This window comes from Faecalicatena sp. (assembly GCF_058819085.1).
In genome coordinates, this window is record NZ_JBZUUL010000005.1 from 95,746 (window position 1) to 115,913 (window position 20,168).

Below are 20,168 nucleotides of genomic sequence, written 5' to 3' on the forward strand. Positions count from 1 at the left end.
ATTTAACTCTCCACCTTCTTACTCACGAGGGGCTTGCACACCTTTGCGCTGCCGCTTCGCGGCTATCTGCCTTATCGCAGCATGTGCATCCCCCGGAGGTTTTTGTGATATAGGAAAGTCCAAGGAATTTTCCTATGTCACAAAAAAGGTGCCGCTTAATAACTGTAACCCAGCTATTCTGCGACACCTCAGTCTAAATACCTTTAAAATTCAAATACCGCCACTCCATATCCCGGTAATGAATAAGCAAAAGAATATTTTCTTCCATCACATTCCTGCTTGACAGCTTTGTAAATTAGAGGTCTCTCCTCACCGCTTCCGCCATACTGCACATCATCACTATTAAGGATCAGCTTATACTGCTTCCTTCTCGGCACTCCGACCCGGTAATCCGGGCGCTCCACCGGTGTGAAATTACATACAAACAGCAGATTCTTCTTATTATCCTTAGAATGTCTTACAAAGCTAAATATGCTTCTGAAGGTATCATCTTTATTGATCCATTCAAATCCATCCGGATCATTATCTAACTCATATAAAGCCTTATTCTTCCTGTATAGATGAAGCAGATCACGGTAAAAATTCTGAAGCTGCTGATGTTCCTTCTCCGCCAGCAGATACCAATCCAGCTCCCTCTCTTCGCTCCATTCCCGAAGCTGTCCAAAATCCTGTCCCATAAACAGCAGCTTCTTTCCCGGATGTCCGATCATGAAAGCATAGCCTGCCTTTAGATTCGCAAACTTATCGAATCCGATCCCCGGCATCTTATTGATCATAGAACACTTCAAATGCACTACCTCATCGTGGGACAGCACAAGAATATAATTCTCACTATATGCATATTCCATGGAAAATGACATCTGATAATGTGCATTCTTCCTGAATAACGGATCCAGCTTCATATACTCCGTAAAGTCATGCATCCAGCCCATGTTCCACTTCAGACTGAATCCAAGTCCTTCCTCCTTAGGTGAGCCTGTCACCTTCGGCCATGCAGTAGATTCCTCCGCGATCATCATCGCGCCCTGGTTTCTCTCCAATACAACAGAATTGAGATGACGAAAGAAAGCGATCGCCTCCAGGTTCTGATTCCCGCCGTCCTTATTCGGAATCCACTGTCCATCCTGCTTGCCATAATCGAGATATAGCATAGATGCAACTGCATCCACACGCAGACCGTCCACATGATAATGCTCGATCCAAAATAATGCATTGGCGATCAGGAAATTCTGTACCTCCGGCTTGCCGTAATCAAAAATCTTCGTTCCCCAGTCAGGATGCTCCCCTTTTCTCGGGTCAGCATATTCATATACCGGTGTGCCGTCGAAATCTGCAAGACCATGTGCATCCTTCGGGAAATGGGCCGGAACCCAGTCCAGGATTACACCGATCTTATTCTTGTGCAAATAATTGACCATAAAAGCAAAATCTTCCGGTGTGCCATATCTGGCTGTCGGTGCATAATACCCCGTCACCTGATATCCCCAGGAGCCGTCAAAAGGATGCTCTGCGATCCCCATCAGCTCTACATGGGTGTAGCCCATCTGCTTCACATACTTTACGATCTCCCTGGCAAACTCACGGTATGTATAAAAGCCCTCGTCTTCCCTGCCAGGATGCCTCATCCAGGAACCCATATGGACCTCATAGATCGATATGGGACTGACCCGGTTGTCCCACTTCTCACGGGCGGTCATCCACTCACGGTCAGACCATTTAAAATGATCGATATCCGTGATCCTGGATGCGTTTCCCGGGCGCAGCTCCGCATAATTCGCATAGGGATCTGCCTTGAAAATCCTCTTTGCCTGGGCCGTCTCTATACAGAACTTATACAAGTCCCCTTCCTTTGCTCCCGGCACAAAACAGGTGTAAATCCCTATGGGGTCATGGCGCTCCATATAATCAGCCTCGAAATCCCAATCATTGAAATCACCGACCACCGCTACCCGTCTGGCATTCGGAGCCCAGACTGCAAAGTAGACGCCTTCTTTTCCCTTTATTGTCACCTTGTGGGCACCTAGCTTTTTATAGATCTCATAATGTGTCCCCTGCCCAAAAAGGTATTGATCCAATTCCCCAATTTCATAAGGCTGCACTTTCTTTTGTACGGTTTTCTTTCTTCCCATAAGCCCACCTCACAACTCGTATTTTATAAATACAATTATACTTGATACAGAGTGAAAAAGAAAGGGAAATCCGCCGCTATACATAAAAATAGGCAGACCGTTTTCAGTCTGCCTATTTTACCGTCTTAAAACAAACGGCACTCTTTATCTTCTTTTCTTAAATATTAAAATCCTTCTCTGACAAAATAATTCTGTCTGCATCATCTGTATTCTTTCCGAATACCCTCTTAACAAGCTTCTTAGCTGATGCCTTTTGAGAATGTGCCATCGCTTCATCCATCACTTCCTTGACCTCTGCAACTGTCACGGCATGATCTTCTCTCTGCAGAGCATCGATCCGGCTGTAAAGAGCCAGGATTCCCATCTCATCGATACGGTATCCATTTTCCTGTGCATAAGTCTGTCCGAAAGTAACCAATTCATCATTGATGAAAATCGGCACCTCTAACCGGCTGGTAAACTTCCTGCGGAACTCTCTGTTAGAGGACAGCAGTCTGTCCAGAGGTTTTCTCTGCTCCTCCAGAACGATCAGCATCTCTCCTGTATCCCGTTCCATCGCTTTATTCATGCGCGCAACTGTCTTCTCATTCATCTTAGAAGCCTTTTCAATGATCAGTGCGCCGCCGTATAGCTTATCAAAAATATCGCCGATCTTCTTCTTGTTCAGGGAATCACCTGTCACAATCGCAACTTTACCCTGACGGATATTTCTCTGCTTCTGAATGGCTTTCACAACATCTACAGCCAGAACGGTTTTACCATTCCCTTTATTACCAATGATCAAAAGGTTGCCTGTACGTGATGTTCCTTCACGGTTGGTACAGTTGCGGTCCTGCTCCAGCACATCAACAAGCTGTTCACTCATACCACGGACCGGGACAAAATAGGAGAACAGCTTCTTCTGCTCCTCTGTAAGTCCTGCCCGGGTTCCTATACCACTCTGTGCCGCAAGATCATAACGTCCGTGCACCACAAATCCCGTATCAGATAATGAAAGGGCATCTGAGATCTCATCGAGCGGCAGAGGAGAAGTCTTCCCTGTAGCGATCAGTTTTGCTGTCTCTTTTCGGCTCAAAGGAGTCGTTGCGGATAAAATATCAATTCCATCGTCATCATCAGGGATCTCCCTGTCATCCGGTTCATTCGCGTGGGCCGGATTCGGGCGGAACTCCTCTTCAAAACTTGCTTCTATATCTTCGTAGTCAGCTTCTTCATAGCTGTCAGCAGCATCATATTCTTCATCAGAATATTCCTCCGCATAGTCTTCCTCGTACTCATCAGCGTAGCTGTCTTCGTACTCACTGGCATACTCGTCTTCTTCATCGTAGCTGTCTTCGTACTCGTCGGTGTATTCCTCTTCTTCGGCGTAGCTGTCTTCGTACTCGTCGGTATACTCCTCTTCCTCAGCGTAGCCGTCTTCGTACTCGTCGGCATACTCGTCTTCTTCGGCGTAGCCGTCTTCGTACTCGTCGGTGTACTCGTCTTCTTCGGCGTAGCTGTCTTCGTACTCGTCGGTGTACTCCTCTTCCTCGGCGTAGCTGTCTTCGTACTCGTCGGTGTATTCCTCTTCTCCGTCGAATTCGTCTTCTTCATAGTCGTCAGCATATTCGCCTTCTACAGCATATCCGTCATTTTCATACTCGTCTTCATATCCGTCATCGTATGCTTCTTCCTCAGCATAGTCATACTCATCACCATACTCTTCAATGATGTCGTCTTCTACAGCATGATCAGCCTCGTAAGAATCACTCTCATATTCTGCTGATTCCGCTCCTGTAGGAATCATTTCCTCCTCCGCAGTATAAACTAACTCATCTTTGTAGGAATCATCATACTCATCGTCTGAAAGCTCATCCTGCATCATACCACTGAAATCATCCAATTCCTCTTCCGGTTCATCTGCTGCAGCCAAGAACTCTGCAATATCATCGATTCTAAGCTGCTGTGTGATTGCGCCCATATCCTCCCGGACATCATCTGTTACTTTTCTGGCTGGACGTACCGGTTCCGGTTCTTCCGGCAGGACCCCTTCAATCTCATCAATCATACGCTGGATATCAGGCGGTAAAATCGGTTCTACCTTTTTCTTCTTTTCTTCCATTTCTACCTCTTCCGCCGGCTCTTCTTTCCAATCCATCAGAATATCTTCAATACTAAGCTGACCATCTATCTGGTCATCCGCTGCCGGCATGCTAAATTCTAGTTTTGTATCTTCGGCTGTTTCAGATTCCTCCATGGAATCTTCCAGCTCTTCCTCCTCGAAATCATCCTGACTATCGTCTTCTAATTCCTCGGAAATACTATCGTCTTCTGGTTCCTCAAGGAGTTCTTCCTCTTCTATCTCTAACTCTTCTATTTCTGCTTCTTCTAACTCTTCTGAAGTCTCGGGAAGGTCTTCTCCCTCTTCAAGTTCTTCCAGCTCTTCTGGTTCCTCAAGAAGCTCTTCCTCTTCTATCTCTAACTCTTCTATTTCTGCTTCTTCTATCTCTTCTGAAATCTCGGGAAGGTCTTCTTCCTCCTCGAGTTCCTCCAGCTCTTCTGGTTCCTCGGGAAGCTCTTCTTCCTCTTCAAGTTCTTCCAGCTCTTCTGGTTCCTCGGGAAGCTCTTCTTCCTCCTCGAGTTCTTCCAGCTCTTCTGGTTCCTCGGGAAGCTCTACTTCCTCCTCGAGTTCCTCCAGCTCTTCTGGTTCCTCGGGAAGCTCTTCCTTGTCTTCTGTTTCTATGTCTTCTGAAATTTCAGAAATATCTTCTTCCTCTTCTAAAGGCTCCGCCTTTAATTCTTCCAGATCAGAATCAAAATGGATGCCGTCCTTTTTAACCTCTGACTTGTTAGCGAGTTCGTTCACCAATTCCAGATCAATGACAGCCTCTATTTCTTCGATCGCAGCCTCCAATTCCTGAATTTCTTCCTCCATCTCATCCTCATCCGCGTCAAGGCTCACATCTGCAGCATCTGATTCTTTCGGGCCAAGCAGGCTCTTAAGGGCATCCTGCAGTTTCATCCTGCTGCCAATTCCCTTTTCCTCAAGCTTTTGTATCGTCTCATCCACCTCAGGTTCTTCTTCCGGCTCTGCCTCTTTCCCCTCTTCTAACTGAGCCTCCAGCTCCTGCTCTGTGGGTATTTCCAATTCTACTGTATTATCCAAATCTGAACCGCTATGCAAAGCTTCCGTCATCTGCGAAGCTCCCGGAAGTTTCTCTTCCAATTCTCTTTCTGCTTCTTCGTCTAATACTTCCCTGTCCAGTTCTTCACTTTCATATTCTAGCTTACGTGCCTGATATTGAGTCAGATCAGGCAGTTCTTCCGTTTCAGATTCTAGTTTTTCATATCTATGATCATATTTCTCCTGCTGTGAAGGAGTCAAAGGTTTATACTGCATCTTAAGCTCCATCGCTTTAAATACAAATTTTCCCTCACTGAACCAAAGAATCAGATCATCACATTCCTCAAGGCATTCTGCCGTCATCCCTGCCTCTTGGTATAACTGGGCAAGCTCATATGCCCACTCTTCAATATACTCTGCCTTTTTAAACTCCTCAAGTGCCTCGATCTGCTGCTCAATCGGGGCTCTGCGGGCTCTCAAAATCTTATATCTTAAGATATGCTGATTGGGATCTTTCGGAGCAACCTGCATAAAGTCATCATAATAATCGATAGCCTCATCCACATTCCCAGTCTTAAGTGCAAGAGTGCAAAGACGATAAAGCACCTTTCTGCTGCCTTCGGCACGATGATAAGCTATATTCAGAACTTCATAACCCTTCTGATAGTCTCCATTTTTTTCGTAGATATCACTGACATTCGTCAGCATCGTAGCGTTCCTGACCCGTTTCCAGTCAATGGCATCCGCAATTTCCGCGGCCTTGTTGTATGCACCGTTTTCCATAAGTTCAAGCATCTGTTCTGTCTTTAACTTATATTCGTACTTATCCACTGCACTCACCTCGTAATATAATATTATTTATACTCTCCAAGCACCCCGTAATTCATGCCCCGCAGGCTACACTTTGAGATAATTCTGTCCTTAGTTTACCATAAGCACTTCTCAATGTCAAAAAAATGCATCCTCAATTGACATTGAAGATGCATTTTAAGATTTATTTAATTTTCTCATTCTATTTATTTTATAAATCGGAGGAATCTTCTGATTTATTGTTCCTGTAAGACCTTTACCGCTTTGTCTATTGATATCTCAGTCTGTTCACTAAGACTGGCTTATTAAACCTCCTGTTCTTCAATAATAACAAATCGATTTATTTTATAACGAGAACCCATTCTCTTTCGATCCTGGTATCCCTTCATACTTTAAAAGTATAACCTTAAGTTATTCATCCTATAACCTTTCAGCTTCCGCAGTATTGTGTATCAATATTCCAAAAACTTATTAAGCTATTTCTTCTATAACTATGTACACTTTTTTATGAAATGATATCCTCTTCATGTTTCTTTACACATTACCGGGAATTCTGTTATATGTGGTATCTATATTCAATACGTTTGCAAATGATTAAATCTTTTGATTATAATCCAGCTTTCCGAACTCTCCGATCAATTCCTTTTCATTCTTCTTTTACTGGATTCCTTTATCTTCTACTGGTAAAGGTCTCTTTTTCACAGGAACTTTCATTTGCCGTACCACTAACATATTGAATTATAACTGACGTTAAACTGTCCATGGGACCCCTGCCTCCTTAATCTAGTATTTTAATCCTTCTGAACACTTATTTTTATGTTCATTAGATAATATCCTTTGAGATGTTTCTTTGTTTTGTTATCTCTTTTGGATTGACTTTATATTAGCATACGCATTTTTATTTGTCAACACATTTTTATTATTTTTTATAAATAAATTTTTAATTGTATTATTTGTATATAATTAACTGATTATTTATCCGTATAATAGTATTTAACACTCTTTTATCCCCCTACATTTTGTGGATGTCCAAAAAATTGTAAAAACTATTCTGAAAACGGACAGCAAAAGGGTCTGACCCCTTTGAACTATCCCACCGGCAGAATGATCTGCACATTATACACCCCTGCCTCATTAATTACATAGATGTCCCCCTCCAGCAGTTCTACCATTTTCTCTACGCTTTTAAGTCCGATACGATTGCTTTCGATTCCACCCTTCTCGCTTTTGACGGTATTGATCAAACTGATCTTCATTTTTTTCTTTTCTAATTGAAGGCATAGTTTTACCGGGTTTATTTTATCTCCGTATTTTAGGATATTTGAAAAAAGGTTGCTGAATATTCTTTTGAGCAGCACTTCATCACCGAGAATCACTCCCGCACATTCTTCCATGGTAACCTCAGTCTTAAAACCCGCCAGCTGTAGGAAATCCAGGTTTTCGCAAAGATTCTCGTGGATCGTTTCCATACTTACCTTTGTGATCTTCACGTCTTCGGTTACTTCATATACAAGAGCGTATTCAAACATCTTATCTGTCATCTCTTTGATATCACTGGATTTCTGCAGGCACCTGTCCAGATAATCTTCTTCCATTTCCGGAGGGATCCGCTTATGCTTTAAGACCTCCAGATAGCCATTGAGTATTGTGAGCGGCGTTCTCAAGTCATGGGACATGGCAGTGATCAGATCCTGGTTGGCCTTCCTGCTTTCCTCTTCCTGCAGGATGTTTTCTCCCAGAGCAATACGCAGATGATCCAATTCACTGGAAAGGATTCCAATCTCATCCTCCCCGCACGCAGGCACCGGATGTGCTAATTCCCCGGATGCCATCAGCAGGATCTCATCTTTGATACTTAAGACTGCTTTCATTTTACGGTTGATAAAGATCAGATTGATGAACAGGAAAATACCCAGACTAAGCAAAACAGTGATAAAAAGATACCAGGATACGATCTTCACGGCATGATAGGAATATATGATTACATTGTATTCTCCGTTATGAAATTCAACCGGCACTTCATCATGCAGCTCAAGCTGGCCTAACGTCATTCTGTATTCTATATCCAATACCCAGGAAAGCGGCGAATCTGCCATAATGTGTGAATATTCTCCTGCCCGGTAAAGGCCTTTTCCGCCAAGCTCGTAGATGTATATGCTTGTATACTCATCCCCTACCTCCTCAAAAAAAGGGGCGATCGCTTTGGTTCCTTCGATATCCTCTTCACTGTCCGGAACATCATAATATTTTGCATTCTCCTTAAGCTCCTGGATCAATGCCTGTTTATCCCATGAAAGCGCAGGGAATTGGCACAAAAACACCCATGCATTGCCCATGTTATACCACAAAAATGCAAATGTCATAAGACTGAGGGCGGCGGATATCACCAGCAGTATGGAAAACTTGGTACGGATTTTCATCCTTTTGATTCTCGCGACGGTATTCTTAATCACAGCGGTACCCCTTTCCCCAGATCGTCCTGATCAGTTCCGGATTTTTTGGGTCCTTTTCTATCTTCTTACGCAGGTTTCGGATATGGACCATGATGGTATTGTTAGCCCCATAATAATAAGGCTCGTCCCACACCGCTTCATAGAGCCGCTCTGCAGAAAATATCTGGCGCCGGTTCTTTACCAGAAGATGCAGCATGGCGTATTCCGTATCTGTAAGCTCGACCGGCCTTCCTTCGGCATACACGGTTTCAGCGGTCTCATCTATCTCCAGATTGTGAAAATACAGTATACTCCGGTGATTTTCTTTTCCCGGGGCTGCTTCATCCTTCCCCTTAAAATCATTTTCCTGGATGTCATTCCCCTGCCCTTTCCCTGCCTGCGCGGCCAGATCATTTCCGGCACCATTTACAGAAGCAGCATCTTTTCCTTTATAGATCTGATATCTGCGGATCAGGGCCTTGGCACGGCTGACCAGCTCATTATAGGAGAATGGCTTCACTAGATAATCATCTCCTCCGCTGGAAAAACCAAGCGTTTTATCGCTCTCCTGCCCCTTGGCACTCAAAAACAGAATCGGTGCATTGCTCTGCCTGCGGATTTCCAGACATGTCTGATAACCGTTCATCCCCGGCATCATAATATCCAGTATGATCAGGTCAAAATCATCCACCCCCAGTGCGGACAAGGCTTCGGCCCCATTCTTTGCCTGTTTGATCAGAAACCCTTCTCCCATAAGCAGGATCTGAATAATCTCCCGTATCTCCGGATTATCGTCTACCACAAGTATCCTGGACGTGTCCATATCACTTCTCCTCCTTTTGACAGATTCTATTATACATGAATTTTTAAGAAAATTACTGCATCTTAAGAATTCTTCAGATTCACTTTGGGCAATCTTTAAGAAGCGGCACGTATACTTAGTAATGCAGATGGATCAACAGAACGATCCTCCTGCACTACACCAATGAACAAAGGAGAGGGTTATGACACAAAAAAAAAATTTTCTACCCCGTACTGCTGACCGGGCTCTTCATAACTTTTATATTACTGACCATCCCGGCGGGTGCTTTATATGGATCCCATACTGACTGGCTCAGCCAGCATGTGCGCATTGCCGAGACGATCCGCAGTGCCTGTCTTGAGCAGCGCACCCTCACACCCGCTTTCCTGCCGCTTGGAGGAGGCAGCAATGGATATCAGTTCTCTTATTATGGTTACCTCCGGCCGGATATCCTCATCGGATGTCTGCTGCCCCGGGTTCCAATGATATCTCTTATGATCGGATATATGCTGGCGGGTTATCTAAGCTCTGTACTGCTTTGTTATGCCTGGCTTACAGCCCGCAGCCCGGATCAGCAGGAAGAGAAGGAGATCCTGCCCTTTCCAGCTTTTATCGGAAGCCTGCTTTTTATGACAGCCGCATGCTTTTTCCATACCCACCGGCAGATTATGTTTGTCAATTACATGCCATTTTTAATGCTTTCACTGCTGGCTGTAAAAAAAAGACGGTTCGGTTTCCTCCCGCTGACCCTATTCTTCCTTTATGTAAATAGTTTCTACTACTCCATTGCCTGCCTGGCTGTGATCGGCTGGTATTGGCTCAGACAAGAGGGAGGAGGATTCTGGAAAAGAGGTGCTGTCTGTTATTTGAAATCTGTTTTTCTCTCCATCGGAATGGCTGCCCCGCTTCTTCTGCCTACTGCCCTGGTGATCCTGGAGCACCGCCGGGCCTTGGAGCCTTTCAGCCTGAAAGAAATACTGGGCACAACGGAAAATTTAAGCGGACTATTGTATAGTCCTTACGGGATGGGACTTACATTCATTTGTTTGTATTTTCTGCTGCTGGGGCTAGGCTATAAAAAATACCGGATGGACAGTCTTTTTCTGCTGGTGATCTCCACCTGGTGCTTCGCCTCCTGGATTCTTAACGGAACACTGTATACAAGAACCAAGATTCTGATTCCGTTTGTTCCCCTCGTCATCCTGCAGAGTACCAAAATTCTCCAGGCACTGACAACAAATGTTTCCGGCCCCACCAGGGACCGTGTCCCCTGCTGGAGGCTTTGGCCCTGCATCCTGACAGCCCTATCGATCCCCCTTTGGATCACATCTACTGAGGCGGCCCATATTACTGCTGATTTAGGCATTGTCACCCTGGTCGTACTACTGTATATGTTCATGCACACCTTTTGGTATAAGAGAAATTCCAGAAAAAATATGGAACGGTTCTTCTCCCCTCTGCTATGCCTCTTACTCTGCATTATGCCCTGCCTGTTATTTTTGCAGACCATGCAGAAGGATAACTTTGTAAAAAAGCAGGAGGCGGCGGTTCCTGATATCTTCATAAAAGAGGATCAGACAACAGGTGTAAATCCTAAAGTGAGCCCTCTTTACCGCAGCGAAAGTCTGATCCATGTATTAGACACCTGCAATCTTGTTACGGAGAAAGGCGTCCAGAAGGGGGCCATGTATTCCTCCATTACGAATAAAGAATACGCCTCTGTGTACTATGACACCTTTCTGGCTCCGATCCAGATTAATAACAGCCTGGCTCTCCTTCCGTCACGCGACCCGTTTTTGTTGAATTTTCTTGGTGTGCAGTATCTGCAGACAACAAAGGAACATCTTCCCTGCGGATATCAGGTTGTCTCAGCAGCCAAGAAAGCGTCAGGCAGCACAGACATCGTACTTGCCCAAAACCGAAATGTACTGCCTATTGCCTATGTCACAGATGAGATCATGAAGGAATCCCGGTTTCTAAAGCTGGACCGGTATGAACGGCTGGATGCAGCAACACGCTATACCATCGTTCCCGATACGGGCAGCAACAGCGCTTCTGCCCGTATTCCTGACGCCAGATCCGCTTACGTTTCCCATATGCAAAGGTACTCTCCTGATTTTCAGGACACAGACCTGCCGGACACGATCCATATTTCCAGAACAGATAGGGGATGGCAGCTGGAGGCAGAAAAGAAAACAAATGTCACGTTTCCTCTGAAGCAGGCCTTAAAGGGGAAGATACTGCTGCTGGATTTCCAGGTGGTCAATCAAAGTAAAAAGGCAGTTGTCATTGATATCAACGGCATGAGGAACAAGCTCTCCGGGGCCTCTGCACCTTATCCGAATGGAAATGACACATTCCATTATCAATTTTCAGATTCTTCCTGGAAAGGGATTGACAGCCTTGAGGTCACCTTTTCTAAAGGTACCTATCTGATCCAAAATATTGACTGGCACACATATGATGAGCAGCTTTTATCCCGGAAACAATACACTTCCGTGGCCGCCCGCAAAACAAAAGGCAGCGAGATCCTTTCTTGTACCGCTGATGCAGCGGCCGATGGATATTTTGTCACCTCCATCCCGCTTCAAAAAGGAATGGAAATCATAGTTGATGGGAAAAATGTTCCTATAATAAAAGTAAATCAAGCCTTTGCAGGGACAACGCTTAAGAAAGGAAAACATGACATTAGAATTCTTTTTCATGCTCCCGGTCAAAAAGCCGGATATTGGATCAGCACTTTAAGCTTATTTGCGTGGCTGTTTCTGATCGGCCGTTCAAAACGTAAAAACTTAGCAGTTTCTCATCCAAAGGTTTAAGTGAAATATACGATTAAGAGAGAGAGGTTACAAATGAAATCAAAAAAAGAACTGTTCTGCTACTGCGTAAGCGGCGGAGCCACCACTCTGGTAAACTATATTATATACTTTATACTTCTTATGCTGAAAATGGAGTATTTAGCTGCAAATACTTTTGCATGGATCGGTGCTGTACTGACGGCTTATATCATGAACCGCAGATGGGTATTCCATTCAAAAGGACATGTTTTTCAGGAATTCTGCTCCTTTGTCTTCCTGCGATTTTTGACCCTGCTGGCCGAAAACATACTGCTCTGGGTATCCGTCAGCTTCCTTAATATTCCTCCGCTTCCTTCTAAAGTGGTGGTAAGTATCATTACGGTATTGTCAAATTATGTGTTATGCAAATATAAGATTTTTCATAAGGAGGAACCTAACCATGGATAAAATCAGTATTATCGTCCCCTGCTACAACGAAGAACAGGTGCTTCTCATGTTTTATCAGGAAACAGCAAAGGCGGTCAGTGAGATTAAAACCGCGGAATGTGAGTTTATTTTTATAGATGACGGAAGCAGAGATCATACCCCGGATATCCTGGAAAGCCTGGCTTATAAGGACAAGCGCTGTAAATACTTATCCTTTTCCCGGAATTTCGGAAAAGAAGCTGCCATGTATGCGGGGCTGCAGCATGCCGGTGGAGATTACTGTGTGTTCATGGACGCGGATCTGCAGCATCCGCCGTCTCTCTTAAAGGAAATGTACCACGTCCTGAAAAATGAAGGCTACGACTGCTGTGCCGGATTTCGGGAAGACAGGGATGGGGAGGGGAAGATCCGCAATTTCCTGTCACGAAGCTTCTATAAGATCATTAACAAGCTGTGCGACCTGAACATGAGTGACGGAGCCGGTGATTTTCGGATGATGAACCGCGCAATGGCGGATTCGATCCTGGAATTTAAAGAGTATAACCGTTATATGAAGGGGATTTTTTCCTTTATCGGTTTTGATACGAAATGGATCCCTTTCCATAATGTAGAGCGTGCCGCAGGGGACAGTAAATGGAATTTCAAGAGTCTGTTCCGTTATGCCCTGGACGGAATTTTCTCTTTCTCCACTGCGCCTGTCACACTGGCCGGGACGACCGGGAGCATTCTGCTGGGCATCGCTGTCCTGCTTGGCATCGCGGCGGCTGTTCGGGCGGTTTTCTTTGGATATGCCATCAGCGGGATCATGCTGATCGTGCTGCTCATCCTGGTACTCAATGGGATACAGCTTCTGTTTATCTCCGTGCTGGGACAGTATGTTTCCAAGGATTATATGGAGACGAAAAAGAGGCCGCTTTATATTGTGAAGAGAGAGGAAGGGTTTTAAAGAAGGAGAACCAGTCACTTATAAAGGATTGCTGTTTCTAATCTATAAAGATTGTCAGCAATCCTTTATAAAACATAAAATGTCATCCTACATTTTATTTGCCCCCGGATATTCATTACAAAGGAGACGGTATGGTTTTTCATCCTCCTCTATTTTGGGGAAACGTCCCACCTTCTCATAAAAACGATTGTCTGTTTCATCATCATTGCACATCGACACTTCTCCAAGAAGTACGTCGCCCGTCCCATGTTTCACATCAAAGTCATGATACATATACGGATATATGGTAATACTTTCACCTGGCTTTAGCTCAATCTGTGTTCCCGCCTGCACGGTTAATCTCTGCCCATCACGATGGATGTCCACAGGGGTATCTGCCAGTTCTCCATCTTCTGTGGAATTATAGACCCGGATCAAGACCGTACCGCCGCCTCTGTTAATGATATCCTCCATCTTTTTCCAGTGAAAATGCATAGGGGAATGCTGTCCCTCTTTTAACATCAAAAGCTTCTCCGCATACGTCTTTGTATACTTAGGATTTTTTAGATTCCCATTCCGAAGGGTAACCAGTGCAAATCCTGTTTTTTCAAAATCACCTGTGCCATAATCTGTGATATCCCATCCTAATCCATTATCACGTATCTCATCATATTCCTCACCTAACGATTCCCATTCATCAGGAGAAAAAGAACAAAACAAAGGCAGCTGCATTCCATGTGCTTTCGTCAGTTCTTCCATTTCACGTATAGCTTTGTTAATTTGAGATCTCTTCATTTTACATTTTCCTTTCCATACTATATTGACTGTTTTTTATAGCCTCGTCCAGCTTATTATTCCTATGTCACAGAATATATCCCCAAAGGGCACACTGTAACACATGCCCTTCGGGTATAACCTATTCCCTGGCAGCCTCAGCCATAGCAAGAATATTTTCAGGCGGAACATTCGGCAGCAATTCCTCATGGCTTGGCGACACTACCAGCCCCGGGCCCAAAATATCCCTGACCCTATGTACCTCGTCCTTAATCTGTCTGGGAGTTGAATTTACAAAGAACGACTGGGCATCGATCCCTCCTACAAAAGCGATATCATTCTTGTACTGTTTTAATTCCAGGGCACTCATTCCAAAGGCTTGTGCCTGCAGCGGATGGAGAATATCGACACCTGCATCAATCAGATCCGGTATAATCTGATAAATGGATCCACAGGAATGCACCATTACCTTTTTATTATGTTTTTTTCCTACATCAATCAATCGTTTCAGCGAAGGCATCACAAATCTTCTGAACATCTCCGGTGAAATCATCAAATTTCTCTGTGTCCCGAAATCATTCCCTATAAACATTACATCTGAACGGTCTTTTGTTTCTGTCAGCATTTTGTCATTAGCTGCTACATAAAAATCTACGATATGCTCTGTAGCGGCATCTACAACTTCCGGATCTGTATACATTTTAACAAAATAATTTTCCATACCAAAAAAATTACACAGATCCTGGAAAAAACCGCTCCATATACCTCCTAATATCATTTTATCCTGATGCTGATCCATCTCTGCAATTACCCCGGAAAAATCAAAATATTTGACATCCGGCCATGGATATGCCTCTACTTCGCGAATTGTTTCACAGTCAGCAAAACATCCCGGACAACTTAAGGATATCCCCTTCTCCATATTCCAAAAAGGATCCAGTGCCGGTCTTCCATCCGGCGCCTGATAGCAGTTCACACCTCCAATCCAGCGGACATCATCATTCAGATAGTTAAAAATAGCCTCTCTGTCCGGTTCTATTCCCCATGCCTGTGCAAGAATAGGAATGATCTCATCACTTGGATGCCCTGTCCACATAGCTCCTTTTGGAGCTTCTTTTCTTTCAAAAATCCTTAATACTTTTTCTCTCGCATTCATTTTTTCCCTTTCCATATACATTCATATATTAGCACAATTTTTTATCAGCTATCCAAAATTTTCATACTCAACCGCAGCACACAGTGCATGATAAACCGGCAGGTGTAATTCCTGCACCCTGTACGTCTCCTCTTCCGGCACCATGATTGTGATATCACACAGCTCCTTTAGTCTTCCGCCCTGCACACCTGTTAATCCGATTGTCTTCATACGCAGCGCTTTTGCCACCTTCACCGCATTCACAACATTTGAGGAATTACCAGAAGTACTAATGCCAAGCAGTATATCACCCTCTTTTCCGTACCCCAGTACCTGCTGGGCAAAAACCGTTTCTGCAGATACATCATTATTAAATGCAGTTGAAAGTGCCGTATGGGCCGTCAAAGAAATAGCAGGGAGAGGTTCCTCTAGATGGTCTGCCAAATTTTCACCCGTGCTTTGAAACTCGATTTCTTTTCTAAGAGTCTCAGGAAGTGGTCTTTTTAATCGAAATCCTTTCATCAACTCTCCAACAATATGCTCCGAATCAGCAGCGCTGCCTCCGTTTCCACAAACCAATAGTTTATTACCATATTGATAACCTTTGATAAGAAGGTTTAAAGCCCCTTCCATCTCCTGTGAAATCATTTGAAGTTCAGGAAACTCTATATACAGTGCCTTCAATATTTCTCTTGTCTTCTCTTTCAATTTCCTTTTCCTCCCACGCCTAAGGCCACCGCCAATGCCGCCATATCCCCAATAGATTCTGAAAGCATTGCGGGTAGTATCTTGCAGCTTTGTGCAGCTTTTGGAATACATTCTTTCTCTATCACACTTTTTACAAACGGCATCAGTAGTTCATAATTCCTGGCAAATACGCTGCCGCCGATAATCGCCTGCGGATTCAGTATATCGATCAGGACTGCCATCCCCCGCCCCAGATACTCCCCTGCTGTCCGGCAGATTTCCTTACATAATTCATCGCCCCCTTCTGCAAGCTGAAAAACCTTTTTAGCCGTGATACTGTTTTCCATCAAAGGGTGTCTCTTTCCCATCTGCTTGTACTCCATCACCTTGAGCTCTGCTAAGCGGGCGATTCCGGCACCACTGCAGAAGCCTTCGAAACTTCCACATTTTCCATAGCCCACGGGACCAAACTCCGACAATCTCACATGCCCGGCCTCACCAGCCATATCATCCATTCCAGTATAGAGCCTTCCATTTAAGATTAACCCGGCGCCTAATCCCGTTCCACAGGTCAGGAAGATTAGATTTGACAGCCCTCTGCCTGCACCAAATCTCCACTCTGCAAGTGCCCCTGCATTTGCATCATTCTGAAGATAAACGGGAATTGCAAACCTCTTCTTAAAATAATCTACTGCCATAACATGATCCCAGCCCGGCAGATTCGGCGGCGACATGATACATCCCGCAGCGCTGTCTAACGGGCCGCCGCAGCTAATTCCAAGCCCTTCATAAGAGCAGAGTTTGTCCCCGGCAGTCTTTTGAATAATCTCTGCCATTTTCTCAAGTGCACTCATCGGATCATGATATCTGCCCGTTTCAAAAACCTCTTTGGCTGTAACCTGAAGATTCTCTCCATTATACTCTCCGTGAAGGACTGCACATTTTGTGCCTCCAATATCAATTCCTAATAATTTTTTCCCATTCTCAACCCCGAATCATTTTTTCCCATTCTGTTTTCTTATCTCTTTCCATAGACTTTAAGTCCTTTAAAGTGTAATCAAGCCCAATTTTTTCCCATTTCCTGCTGCCAGTACTGTGATATGGCATAACTTCAACACTACTGATGCACGGAAAATCGTATGCTACTTGTTTAATCATCTCCATCTGTCCGACGTCATCATTGATACCGGGTATGACCGGACATCTAAGTATGACATCTTTTCCTGCTGCCGTCAGTATAGATAAAAGCCGGAAGACGCTTTCATTACTCTGTCCCGTGTATTTGATATGCCTGCATGGATCAGATATCTTAAAATCCACCAGAAATAAATCTGTTACTTTGATCAGCTCCTCAAACTGCTCCCGCTCTCCAATGCCATTGGTCTCTACTGCTGTAGAAATTCCCAGCTTCTTACAGCCCTCAAGCAGAGTCATCAGGAATTCGTATTGGACCGTCGGCTCTCCTCCGGAAAATGTAACTCCCCCTCCGCTTTGGTCATAATACCTTTTGTCCCGCATAATAAGATTCAGAATTACCTCCGTGTCCACCCACTCCCCGATCCTTGTGACCGCTTCTGTTCTGCAGACTTCGAAGCAGGCTCCGCATAAAATACATTTCTGAAAGCTGACACTGTGTTTTCCATCTTTAAATGTATGTACTTTCTGCTGACAAACTGTTTCACACCTCCGGCATCCTGTACATTTTAAATGATCGTAAACAAGCTGAGGTGTTTTCCTGAAAGATTCCGGATTATGGCACCAGCGGCACCGGAGATTACACCCCTTTATAAAAACCGTAGTCCTGATCCCCGGTCCGTCTTCCAGACAACATCTTTGAATATCGAAAATACATCCTTTCACTTTCCCACCTCTTTGCTTCTTCTCTTTCTAATATAAAGTCCTTGCAATGATTTCCCGCTGTTCTTCTTCCCCAAGCTCTATAAACCTTGCACTGAATCCGCCTACCCTTACTAACAAATTCTTATATTTCTCAGGCTCTGACACGGCATTTTCCAGATCCATACGTCCAACAGTGCTGATCATTGCCTGGCTTCCCCCCGATTGGAAATAAACCTTAAGCATTGCCTTGACTTTATCAGGATGTTCAAGAAACATCTGTTTAGAAAACTTCATATTTTGAACACAGCCCGCATGAATCGAGGGATCTAATTTCACCAGTGAATTCAATAGTGCTGTCAGTCCTTTGGTATCATTTCCATTGAACGGATTATTTGCATTAGACATAAACGTATGCGCCATACGCCCGTCTGCTGAGGCAGATGTATGTTTCCCTAATACAGTATTGGCATTATTATTTATAATAACGATCAGGTAGCTGGACAGATTCGTATATTTTCTTCCGGCCTCTGATGCAGCCCTGCAGATATGCTCATGTACCGTTACCGCCATCTCATCCGCTGTATCATCATCATTCCCATATTTAGGCGCTAAAAGCAGCATATCACGGACCTCTTCATATCCACGGAAATCACTCTTTAAGGCTTTGATAAGAGTATCCGGCCGAATTTTCTTCTCTTCATAGACAAGCTTCTTGATTGCTGTCAGGCTGTCTGCCGTATTCACATTTCCATAGGATTCCAGTGTTCCTCCGAGATAGCGCGCCCCTCCATTCAACAAGGAGCGGCCCCGCTCTATGCAGTCATCATACAACAGACTGAAATATAGAAAGGCGCACTCTCTGCCTGCAGCTTCGTACTCCTTTTCTTCCTGGACTGCCAGATATTTAAGGAAATATTCGCACTGTTTCTTATAAACCTCCAGCAGCTCTTCAAAAGAAGCGTATTCCTCAATACTCCCCCACTCCGGTGCCAGTTGTTCATCTGTATGTATGTCATGTCCGTTATTGAGGGTAACCTCCAAAACCTTGAGAAGATTAATCAGGCCACTCGGCGTTCCTATGCTCTGATGATAAATCACATATTCCCCACATCCGTAAGGGCAGTAATCCTGTGCCGTTTCTAAGTCTACTTGAAAGGCCTTCTGTACGGCAGGTATATTTACCTCATCACAGTAAAGCATTGGAAAAGTCGCCCCTTTCCCAATGGCTTCATATGCTATTTCCATAACCTTTTCAGGTGTTTCTTCTGAGAACCGCAGTGTGAGCTGCGGAACTACATCCATCCTTTCCAGTGTTGCCTTGACCGCCAATATGCAAAACCGGTCTGCTGCCTCTTTATTCTTTCTCCCCTTTCCTCCGATTACCACACGTGTATCATATGGTTTGTTACGAAGGGAAAGTGCACGCCACATCCCCTTGAGCAGTTCAAGTGCCCGCTCCTCACTGATTCTTCCGCTGTCCACATCCCTGACATAATAAGATGCCAGGTAAGTGTCCATTCTTCCGAGATTAAGACTTCCTGATAACAGCCAATACAATATTACTAACTGAATTGCTTCCATAAAGGTGGCCGGCTTTTTTCTGCTGATGTTGTCCAGGGCCTCTGTCAGCTCTTCCAGGTGCCTCACACGTGCCCGGTCTTCGGTATGCTCCAGCATTTCCAATACCATCTTTCTGTAATACAAGCAGGTATCTGATAGAATATCCAGGGCCGTCTGCATCCCCTCATAAAGAGCTGCTGCCTCTTCATCACCCTGCTTTTTCTTCTCTTCCAATCTGCCCTTAAGGCCATCCACCCCATATTCCAAAAGATATCCAAAGTTCATCTGAGTTCCTGAGATCCGGTAAAGAGCATATGCAGCAGCTCTCTCGTATGGGTAAAACTTATCTGGGATTGCCTTGCCAAGTTCCCTTCCATAGGAATCCTTTATTTTTCGTATTGTATGATTGTTTTCCCAAAACCTGCGCAGTTCTTCCATAGTTCTTCTCTGTGCCGGGGTAATATCTTCGTCCATGATCTTCTGGAAATGATATTCATCGTAATAATATCCCAGCTGCTGGCATTCTTCCTGTGGATTGAATCCTATTGGAACTGCCCCCAGTCTCCCTGCAAACAGATCCTCCCCGGACATCTTCCCCATAACAGCCGGAAATTGTACTTTCAGACACATTGCTTCTCTGATCGCTGCAGGTGCATTTTCATATTCCTTATAGGTATCCGTAAATCTTTTCATCAGCAGGATTTTTTCATCCGTTGAAAGCATGCTCTCATTCATGATCGTAAACATA

At 44.4% G+C, this 20,168-nt stretch carries 13 protein-coding genes; 3 read left to right on the forward strand and 10 right to left on the reverse strand.

Annotation, left to right across the window (positions count from 1 at the left end):
• Positions 1 to 203: 203 nt before the first annotated feature.
• The 4 genes from glgB to AC4OGX_RS04145 all read right to left on the reverse strand — a co-directional run bounded on the left by glgB (position 204) and on the right by AC4OGX_RS04145 (position 9,297).
• Positions 204 to 2,129 carry a 1,4-alpha-glucan branching protein GlgB gene (gene glgB, locus AC4OGX_RS04130; RefSeq protein ID WP_493328650.1) on the reverse strand — a complete coding sequence of 642 codons (1,926 nt, stop codon included), beginning with the start codon at positions 2,127 to 2,129 and terminating at the stop codon, positions 204 to 206.
• 157 nt (positions 2,130 to 2,286) lie between these two features.
• Positions 2,287 to 6,063, reverse strand: a complete 3,777-nt coding sequence (locus AC4OGX_RS04135; protein ID WP_493328651.1) for a hypothetical protein — start codon at positions 6,061 to 6,063, stop codon at positions 2,287 to 2,289.
• A gap of 1,067 nt (positions 6,064 to 7,130) precedes the next feature.
• On the reverse strand, positions 7,131 to 8,495 hold the full coding sequence (locus AC4OGX_RS04140) for a sensor histidine kinase (protein WP_493328652.1): 1,365 nt from the start codon (positions 8,493 to 8,495) through the stop codon (positions 7,131 to 7,133).
• Positions 8,488 to 9,297: a response regulator transcription factor gene (locus tag AC4OGX_RS04145; protein WP_493328653.1), complete on the reverse strand. Its 810-nt coding sequence runs from the start codon at positions 9,295 to 9,297 to the stop codon at positions 8,488 to 8,490. The genes AC4OGX_RS04140 and AC4OGX_RS04145 overlap by 8 nt, the downstream gene beginning before the upstream one ends.
• A gap of 215 nt (positions 9,298 to 9,512) precedes the next feature.
• Between AC4OGX_RS04145 and AC4OGX_RS04150 the strand changes: the two genes are divergently transcribed.
• From AC4OGX_RS04150 to AC4OGX_RS04160, 3 genes are read left to right on the forward strand one after another with little or no spacing between them, the layout of a single operon-like run.
• Complete coding sequence (locus AC4OGX_RS04150; RefSeq protein ID WP_493328700.1) at positions 9,513 to 12,095, forward strand: YfhO family protein; 2,583 nt, start codon at positions 9,513 to 9,515, stop codon at positions 12,093 to 12,095.
• A 33-nt stretch (positions 12,096 to 12,128) separates the two neighbouring features.
• A complete protein-coding gene (locus tag AC4OGX_RS04155; protein WP_493328654.1) occupies positions 12,129 to 12,521 on the forward strand; it encodes a GtrA family protein in 393 nt (130 codons plus the stop codon).
• Positions 12,514 to 13,446 carry a glycosyltransferase family 2 protein gene (locus AC4OGX_RS04160; protein ID WP_493328655.1) on the forward strand — a complete coding sequence of 311 codons (933 nt, stop codon included), beginning with the start codon at positions 12,514 to 12,516 and terminating at the stop codon, positions 13,444 to 13,446. The genes AC4OGX_RS04155 and AC4OGX_RS04160 overlap by 8 nt, the downstream gene beginning before the upstream one ends.
• Positions 13,447 to 13,533: 87 nt before the next feature.
• Here the strand turns inward: AC4OGX_RS04160 and AC4OGX_RS04165 are convergent, their stop codons facing one another.
• The 6 genes from AC4OGX_RS04165 to AC4OGX_RS04190 all read right to left on the reverse strand — a co-directional run bounded on the left by AC4OGX_RS04165 (position 13,534) and on the right by AC4OGX_RS04190 (position 20,167).
• On the reverse strand, positions 13,534 to 14,220 hold the full coding sequence (locus tag AC4OGX_RS04165) for a D-lyxose/D-mannose family sugar isomerase (protein WP_493328656.1): 687 nt from the start codon (positions 14,218 to 14,220) through the stop codon (positions 13,534 to 13,536).
• A gap of 121 nt (positions 14,221 to 14,341) precedes the next feature.
• Positions 14,342 to 15,370 carry a uroporphyrinogen decarboxylase family protein gene (locus AC4OGX_RS04170; protein ID WP_493328657.1) on the reverse strand — a complete coding sequence of 343 codons (1,029 nt, stop codon included), beginning with the start codon at positions 15,368 to 15,370 and terminating at the stop codon, positions 14,342 to 14,344.
• 33 nt (positions 15,371 to 15,403) lie between these two features.
• A complete protein-coding gene (locus AC4OGX_RS04175; RefSeq protein ID WP_493328658.1) occupies positions 15,404 to 16,042 on the reverse strand; it encodes a D-sedoheptulose-7-phosphate isomerase in 639 nt (212 codons plus the stop codon).
• A complete protein-coding gene (locus AC4OGX_RS04180) occupies positions 16,039 to 16,983 on the reverse strand; it encodes an ROK family protein (RefSeq protein ID WP_493328702.1) in 945 nt (314 codons plus the stop codon). Before AC4OGX_RS04180 ends, AC4OGX_RS04175 begins: the two co-directional genes overlap by 4 nt.
• Positions 16,984 to 17,005: 22 nt before the next feature.
• Complete coding sequence (locus AC4OGX_RS04185) at positions 17,006 to 17,881, reverse strand: glycyl-radical enzyme activating protein (protein WP_493328659.1); 876 nt, start codon at positions 17,879 to 17,881, stop codon at positions 17,006 to 17,008.
• 27 nt (positions 17,882 to 17,908) lie between these two features.
• Positions 17,909 to 20,167: a pyruvate formate lyase family protein gene (locus tag AC4OGX_RS04190; protein ID WP_493328660.1), complete on the reverse strand. Its 2,259-nt coding sequence runs from the start codon at positions 20,165 to 20,167 to the stop codon at positions 17,909 to 17,911.
• Position 20,168: the final 1 nt, after the last annotated feature.

Bases quoted from the DNA above. Each gene is read 5' to 3' on its own strand.
- AC4OGX_RS04155 (WP_493328654.1), top strand. From the start codon at position 12,129: ATGAAATCAAAAAAAGAACTGTTCTGCTACTGCGTAAGCGGCGGAGCC.
- AC4OGX_RS04190 (WP_493328660.1), bottom strand. From the start codon at position 20,167: ATGTTTACGATCATGAATGAGAGCATGCTTTCAACGGATGAAAAAATC.
- glgB (WP_493328650.1), bottom strand. From the start codon at position 2,129: ATGGGAAGAAAGAAAACCGTACAAAAGAAAGTGCAGCCTTATGAAATT.
- AC4OGX_RS04160 (WP_493328655.1), top strand. From the start codon at position 12,514: ATGGATAAAATCAGTATTATCGTCCCCTGCTACAACGAAGAACAGGTG.
- AC4OGX_RS04165 (WP_493328656.1), bottom strand. From the start codon at position 14,220: ATGAAGAGATCTCAAATTAACAAAGCTATACGTGAAATGGAAGAACTG.
- AC4OGX_RS04145 (WP_493328653.1), bottom strand. From the start codon at position 9,297: ATGGACACGTCCAGGATACTTGTGGTAGACGATAATCCGGAGATACGG.
- AC4OGX_RS04170 (WP_493328657.1), bottom strand. From the start codon at position 15,370: ATGGAAAGGGAAAAAATGAATGCGAGAGAAAAAGTATTAAGGATTTTT.